Genomic DNA, 340 nt, shown 5'->3' with positions numbered 1-340 from the left:
AGAGAGGAGGACAAGCGCAAGGACGACGCGGAATTGAAGTCGGAGCTGTTGAACGTGCTTCGTCGCTATCTCTGCCCGGAGTTCATCAACCGCATTGACAATATTGTGAGTACTTATGGACGAATTTCTGATTGGTTCCTTTAAAAGTATTTGGCCATACTTTCTGTTGGCGTTTGCAGTGGCCGAATTACTTCTTTTCTTAATGAAAAGGAAAGGGCTATTTTCAGAAATTATTGTGGCCTTTGTTGCCTGTATTGCGCTGACCGTTCTGGCGCAATATCAAAGTCACAGTTCTTGGGCGGCCGAAAATAGACCTGTATTGCTCGCCTTGGCTAATTTC

1 protein-coding gene is annotated in these 340 nt (G+C 45.3%); it reads left to right on the top strand.

What is annotated here, in order from left to right:
* Positions 1 to 115: 115 nt before the first annotated feature.
* Positions 116 to 340: hypothetical protein (locus tag NOG12_RS12355; protein ID WP_313933410.1), on the top strand; the 225-nt coding region annotated here is incomplete at its 3' end.

Source organism: Pseudidiomarina fusca (assembly GCF_032227045.1).
GTDB classification, from domain to species: domain Bacteria; phylum Pseudomonadota; class Gammaproteobacteria; order Enterobacterales; family Alteromonadaceae; genus Pseudidiomarina; species Pseudidiomarina fusca.
Note: the sequence above shows the minus strand (reverse complement) of the source record. Positions and strands in the feature narration are given on the sequence as shown.